The sequence below is a fragment of the Methylobacterium sp. 1030 genome (assembly GCF_040544715.1).
Classification (GTDB): domain Bacteria; phylum Pseudomonadota; class Alphaproteobacteria; order Rhizobiales; family Beijerinckiaceae; genus Methylobacterium.
Map to the genome: position 1 here is coordinate 391,635 of NZ_JBEPKM010000003.1, position 6,323 is coordinate 397,957.

At 62.8% G+C, this 6,323-nt stretch carries 3 protein-coding genes; all 3 read right to left on the reverse strand.

Annotated features, from left to right (window positions below; all coding sequences use genetic code 11):
* Positions 1 to 50: 50 nt before the first annotated feature.
* Positions 51 to 1,748 (reverse strand): methyl-accepting chemotaxis protein, encoded by a 1,698-nt coding sequence (locus ABIC30_RS06350; RefSeq protein WP_331327432.1) that lies wholly within the window; start codon positions 1,746 to 1,748, stop codon positions 51 to 53.
* A gap of 576 nt (positions 1,749 to 2,324) precedes the next feature.
* Entirely contained in the window at positions 2,325 to 4,523 is a 2,199-nt protein-coding gene (locus tag ABIC30_RS06355) for a putative bifunctional diguanylate cyclase/phosphodiesterase (RefSeq protein WP_354454451.1), read from the reverse strand.
* 525 nt (positions 4,524 to 5,048) lie between these two features.
* Positions 5,049 to 5,666, reverse strand: coding sequence for a PAS domain-containing protein (locus ABIC30_RS06360; RefSeq protein ID WP_354454453.1), 618 nt, complete (start codon positions 5,664 to 5,666; stop codon positions 5,049 to 5,051).
* Between the last annotated feature and the right edge of the window lie 657 nt (positions 5,667 to 6,323).

Genomic DNA, 6,323 nt, shown 5'->3' on the forward strand with positions numbered 1-6,323 from the left:
CGTTCGAGGTCGTAATGAACTTAGACCGGGCGTTTTAGGCCGGGATTGGGTCAGGCCGCACGCACGGTGGCGAGGAACCGATTTACTTCGGCGCCGAGATGCTCAGATTGCCGCGACAGCTCCGAGGCCGCCGACAGAACCTGCCCGGCCGCCACCCCCGTCTCCTCCGAGGCCTGCGCCACGCCGGCGATATTGCCCGTCACCTCGCTCGTGCCCGCCGAGGCCTGCGCCACGTTGCGGACGATCTCCTGCGTGGCCGCGCCCTGCTCCTCGACGGCCGCCGCGATCGAGGTGGCGACGCCGCTGATCTCGCGGATCCGCCCGGTGATGCCGGCGATCGACGTGACCGCCTGCCCGGTCGAGGCCTGGATCTGCGCGATCTGGCCGGAGATCTCCTGCGTCGCCCGGGCCGTCTGCTCGGCCAGCGCCTTCACCTCAGAGGCGACCACGGCGAAGCCCTTGCCGGCGGCCCCGGCCCGCGCCGCCTCGATGGTGGCGTTGAGGGCCAGCAGGTTGGTCTGGCCGGCGATGGTCGAGATCAGCCCGACCACGTCGCCGATCCGCGACACGGCATCGCTCAACTCCTGGACAAGGGCGCCGGTCTGATCGGCGTCGGAGACGGCCCGCTGCGCCAGATGGGCCGAGCCGTCCACCTGCCGGCCGATCTCCTGCACCGACGAGCCGAGCTCCTCGGCGGCGGCCGCGACCGTGTTGACGTTCGTCGAGGCCTCCTCGGCAGCCGCGGCAACGGTGGTGGACTGCGCGGCGGTCTCCTGGGCGGTGGCGGTCATCTGCTGAGCGGTGGCCTGGAGCTCGGTGGCCGAGGACGAGACCAGGCCGACGATGCCGCCGACCGCGCGCTCGAAACCGTCGGCGAGCTCGATCATGGTGCGCTTGCGCTCGGCGGCGGCGGCCGCGTCGGCGCGGCGCTTGACCTCTGCCTCCTCGGCGGCTTTGCGAGCTACCATGTCCTTGATGCCCTGCACCGCTTTGCCCACCGCGCCGATCTCGTCGCCGCGCTGGGCCTCGGCGATCGAGGCGTCGATCTCTCCGCTTGCCATGCGCTGCAGCACACCGACGAGGCTGCCGAGCGGCCGGGTTACGGCTAGAACGATGATCAGACCGGCCAGCACCATCGCCGCGACCAAGCCGCCCCCCGCCAGCGCGATCAGCAAGTACGTCGCGTCATTCGCCTGCTGGGTGGCCTGCGTCTTGGCTTTCGCGAGCTCATCGGCCTGCGCCTTCGCCCTGTCGGCCATCCACTCATTCAGCTTCAGCCGAGCGGGAATTCCAACGTCGCGACCGAGCGCGAAGGCCTCCTCGGTCTGCTGCCGAGCGCCAAGGTCATACACACGATCGAGGATTGAGAAAAATGCCTCCATCGACCGTTGAGCATCAGTATTGCTTGTGCGACGCTCAGGCGTATCAGCCAGCGAGATGAGCTTTTCGGCCGCGGCCCGCGCCTCGGCCATAGCGACTTGCTGGCGGGCTCGGAATCCCGCCTTTCTCTCGGCGTTCCGCTCTAGCAGACCGTTGCGGTCCATGACGACGGCTTCCGTAATCCCGCCCCGCATATGCATGAGCGCGTCAATACGTCCGGCATTCACATCGGCGATGACTGCTGTTTGCGCAGCCAAATCGTGCATGGTTGATCGCGCGTAAGCGACTAAACCGGCACTGATGGCCATCATCAGGCAGAATGGCAGAGCAACTTTATAGATCAATTTCGAATTTTGAAGGAAGCTCATCGACGGTTCCGGGAGATCATTGGGCAAAACGCCGGCTGAGCCATCAATGATGCGCAAAATCTAACAAAGACATAAATCGAAGACCCGAGATCAAATATTTGATAAATGCCACTCAAGATCAACCCAGAGTGGTACTTTTAGGGTTCTTTGGTCTCATGTGCATCGGTACAGATGCTTGCTCAGCCCGGCTATCGCCATCGGCAGAGGTGGCTACTTCCGTGGTAAAGCCACACAACTTCGTGACGAGGCGCTCGCGACGCTGCACCGGACGACATGCGTGGAGCTCTTGCAGCCCATGCTGATGTTGCGGCCTGATCTGAGCCTCTATCACGGCGTCGAGGGTGTGTCCGGATCAGCGTGATGTCACTGTCGCGGCGCTGCCTGAAATGAGGAACAGGACGACGAGATCGCCGATCTCGATCCCACGGTCGATGCCATAGTCGACATACTCGTGCCGGATGTCGCAGCCCTAAACTCAGCCGGCCCTATGAAGTACCCCCCTGCCTCCCGAGCATTCCACCAATGCACCGGGACGAACCAACTCTGGTGCTCGGCAGATTTGGGCGACGATCGGCTTCACGCGAGCAAAGCGATAGGCGGTTCGTCCTTGGCGTCCAGCCCAAAAGTGCTGGCAAATATGTCCGGTGGCATTGGCCTGCCGAACAGGTAGCCTTGTCCCTCCTGGCAGCCCTTCGCGCGCAAGGCAGCGTACTCCGCTTCGGTCTCGATCCCCTCCGCGATCACTGCCAGCTTGAAACCGTGGCCCAGCTGCAGGATCGCCCGCACGATTGTCGTATCCTGATGCGAGGCTAACTTGCCGCTGATGAACGAGCGGTCGATCTTCAGTCGAGTCAACGGGTAGCGCTTCAGCAGGCTGAGGGAAGCATAGCCGGTGCCGTAATCATCGAAGGCGATGCCGACGCCAGCTTCGCGGAGGCTCCGCAGCGCGACGACCAACTGGGTATCGTGGCGCAGCACGATATTCTCCGTGATCTCCAATTCGAGGCCGTCCGCCGGCAGACCGCTTTCGGACAAGACGGCCTGCACGGTCTCGGCGAGGTCCCCGCGCTGCACCTGGGCACCGCACAGGTTCACGCCGATCTGGAAGCGCGGGGCGCCGGCTGCCCGCCACGCTAAAGCCTGTCGGCAAGCGGTGCGCAATACCCAATCGCCGACCGCAGCGGCGTAGCGGCTCCTGTCCAATACATCGAGGAACGCTGCGGGTGCGAGGAGGCCGCGCTCGGGATGTTGCCAGCGGATCAGCGCTTCGGCACCGGTCAGTGCGCCGTCCCGCATGCGCACCTGTGGCTGGTAGAACAACACGAACTCCCCATTCTCGAAGGCTCGGCCGAGTTCGTCGCGGAGGATGTGGGTGCGCTGAGCTTGTTCTCTGAGCAATGGGGTAAAAACCCGGTAGCAATGCCGCCCCTCGCTCTTGGCCTGGTACAGGGCGAGATCTGCACAGGAGAGGAGGTTGTCGGCGTTTTCGCCATGCGTCGGCGCCAACGCGATGCCGACACTTGTGCTGAGCCGGAGCGTCTGCCCCTCTTGATCGAACGGCTTCGCGACCGCGGATATGATCGACTCGGCGAGCGTGGCCGCGCACAGGGGGTCACCGACATCGGGCATGATGACTACGAACTCGTCGCCACCCAACCGCGAGACCGTATCGATGGAGCGCACGCAGGCCAGCAGTCGCGCGGCCATCTCCTTGAGAGCGGCGTCCCCTGCGGCGTGCCCGTGGCTGTCGTTGATCTCCTTGAAGCCGTCGAGGTCGAACATCAGCACGGAGACGGCCCGGGCGGCCGCGACGATCTCGTTCAGTCGCTCGCGCAAAACGGCGCGGTTCGGCAACTCGGTCAGGGGATCCAGATGGGCGAGGCGGAAGAGGCGCTCCTCGTTGGCGCGCCGCTCGCGGATGTCACGGATCCTCGCGCCGAACGCGGGTTGTCCTTGGTCCTCCCAGCGCGACAGCGACAGCTCGATCGGGAATTCCGTCCCATCCCTGTGCCGCGCGGGCAACTCGACGGTCTTGCCAAGGAGGCGCGGTTCACCGCCGGCCGCGATCCGATGCAAACCGCCGTCATGCCCCCTGCGCATGCGCTCGGGGACGACCAGATCGATCGATTGCCCGATCGCCTCGGCTGCGCTGTGGCCGAACAACCCTTCCGCAGCATCGTTCCAGAACGTGATATGGCCTGCGGCGTCCGCGCAGACGATACCGTCGGGCGAGGTTGATGCGATCTGAACGAAGCGCGCTCGGCTCGCCTGTTCGGCGACCTCCAACCGACGTAGTTCCATCAGGTCAAGGACCAGGTCAGCCAAATTTCGAAGGATCGCTCGGTCCGCGTCGGAGAAGGTGTGGCGTGGCCGCGTATCGACGAGACAGAGCGTGCCGACGGCGTGATCTGACGGAGCGTAAAGCGGGATCCCTGCGTAGAAGCGGATGTATGGCGGTCCGGTAACGAGCGGATTTTGGTTGAAGCGCGGGTCGAGAGTCGCGTCCAGGATGATGACAGTGTCGCGCTGCTCAATTGTATAGGAGCAGAACGCGACTTCTCGGCTTGTCTCACATAGGTCAAGGCCCACTTTTGCGTGAAACACTTGTCGATCACGTTGCACAAGCGAGACAAAGGCGGTCGGGACGTCGCATAGGCGCGTAGCCAAGTTCACGATCCGGGTGAAGGCGGGCGCCGGCGCAGCGTCGACGAGATCATATTCCGCAAGCGCTGCGAGGCGGGCGTCCTCCGCGATGAGAATGGGCGGGGGATGCATTGACAGCTCCGACCAATTGTTTGTCTGCTTCCATACAGCACGATTATTAATAAATCTCTTATGGCACACTGTGTTACCGAAGACCTTTCTCAGTGATTGGTAGTAGAGCATTCGCCAAAAGTTATGTTTCGCGACTTATTATCAATCCCAGCGGCAGCAACAATTGATTAATTGCCAACCCTATCATTCCAGTCCGTGAAATTAGATTTCGGGAGAGAATAGCATGAACGAAGCGAGCAAGGACTGGGTGCAGCGGACTGTACGCCCGGGTCGAGCATCTAGGTAGCCTTGAAGGCGGTCGTAACCGCGCGTCTGCTTACGGGAACGGCGGTAAGCCTGCCCGATGGCTGGGTTGGGTCGCTATCGGACTGTCTGCTCGGGGTAGATACCCGCCGGTCTGATTTTGAGCGGCAAACACGTAAAACTGGACGTCGCAGTCAGGGTCACCCACAGACCTCTGGTAACCTGTGGAAGGTTCGAGCCTCCTTCCTCACCCGTTCGACGATTTTTAGACAGTCCTCGCGATCAGTGACTGAGCTCAACCTCGCTGTCCGCCAGAGCACGGCCGATGGCGAATAACAGCCCATCTGTGGCGGCACGCACTTCCGCAGGGGTGTCCGCAGGCAGCATCCGCTTCAGTTCGATGGCATGGTCAGCCACTCGCTCCAGCATGTTGGGATCCGCAGCCGAGCCGCTGGTAACAACGTAGCGTTCGCCTTCGCCACGCAACTCCGTGATGTCGATGATGATCCCGCGTGAGCGCACCGGCTGCCCAGTCGCATCATGGTAGGTTCGTCCACGGCTCAGCAGCCAGCGCACGTGGCCGTCGGCATCAATGACGCGATACTCGGCCAGCATCAGGCCGCCGGCCCGCACCGCTTCTTGCACATGCTCAATCAGCCAAGCATGGTCGGCCGGATGGACGGCCGCGATAGTGTCCAGGCCACTCATTTCCTGGTCGGCCAGCGACGCGTTTCCCGTGAGAAGCCGGGCCGCACCCACGTCGTACAGCATCGTGCCACGCGCGATGTCCCAGTCCCAGGTGCCGACAACGCAGGAGGCGTCCAGTGCGGCGTGCAGGCGGTCGAGCGGCTCGCTGAAATTGTCGATAGCGTTGACCCGCTTCGTCGATCGCTGTCCCATTCGCCAGCCCATCCAACCCAGATCAGTATATTCTGCCCCAGGTTGTGCCGCTGTTACCAGAGGTAAATGACATAAAATTCATGCGTAGGTTGTGCAGCATCCGGGCTATGAGCGAGTAGACGCAGCAACGCCATGATCGCCAAGCAAGGTGCGTCACATCCTAATCGGAAGCCGTGTATGCATCACGATCGCGAACCGTCGATCGCAGCCCTCCGAACTGCATCGCCCTCCCGAGCGCTGCGGCGCGTTGCCGACGCGCTCGGCGTGCCGGTATCGAGCTTCAATGGCTCGGCTGACCCAGAAGAGGCGGCGGTGCTGGCCACGGTCCAATCTTACTTGCAGCGAGCTAGCCCATCAGCGCGCGATCGGTTCGTGGCGATGGTTCAAACGATGATCAAGCTTCCTTCCGCCTAAATTGCGGGCTGAAGGCGAGGCAAAGCTTGATGTGCTCTGACCATCCCTGCGACAGGCTTGTCCCATCGGAACACTGCCGTTCCCGTCCGCTTTCAAGAACACCGTTTACCGGCAGCAATGGCCGGGTCGGGTCGATAGGAGGCCGTCCTGTGTGGATGGCTCCCGCATTGCAAGTGGCGAATTGAGCTTCTGACGCGTTGGTCGGGTGCAGTCTTGTGTCCGGCCTGTTGATGCAGTCGTTCA

Excerpts from the sequence above, each read along its gene's own strand:
- ABIC30_RS06350 (WP_331327432.1), bottom strand. The coding sequence starts at position 1,748 with ATGAGCTTCCTTCAAAATTCGAAATTGATCTATAAAGTTGCTCTGCCA.
- ABIC30_RS06355 (WP_354454451.1), bottom strand. The coding sequence starts at position 4,523 with ATGCATCCCCCGCCCATTCTCATCGCGGAGGACGCCCGCCTCGCAGCG.
- ABIC30_RS06360 (WP_354454453.1), bottom strand. The coding sequence starts at position 5,666 with ATGGGACAGCGATCGACGAAGCGGGTCAACGCTATCGACAATTTCAGC.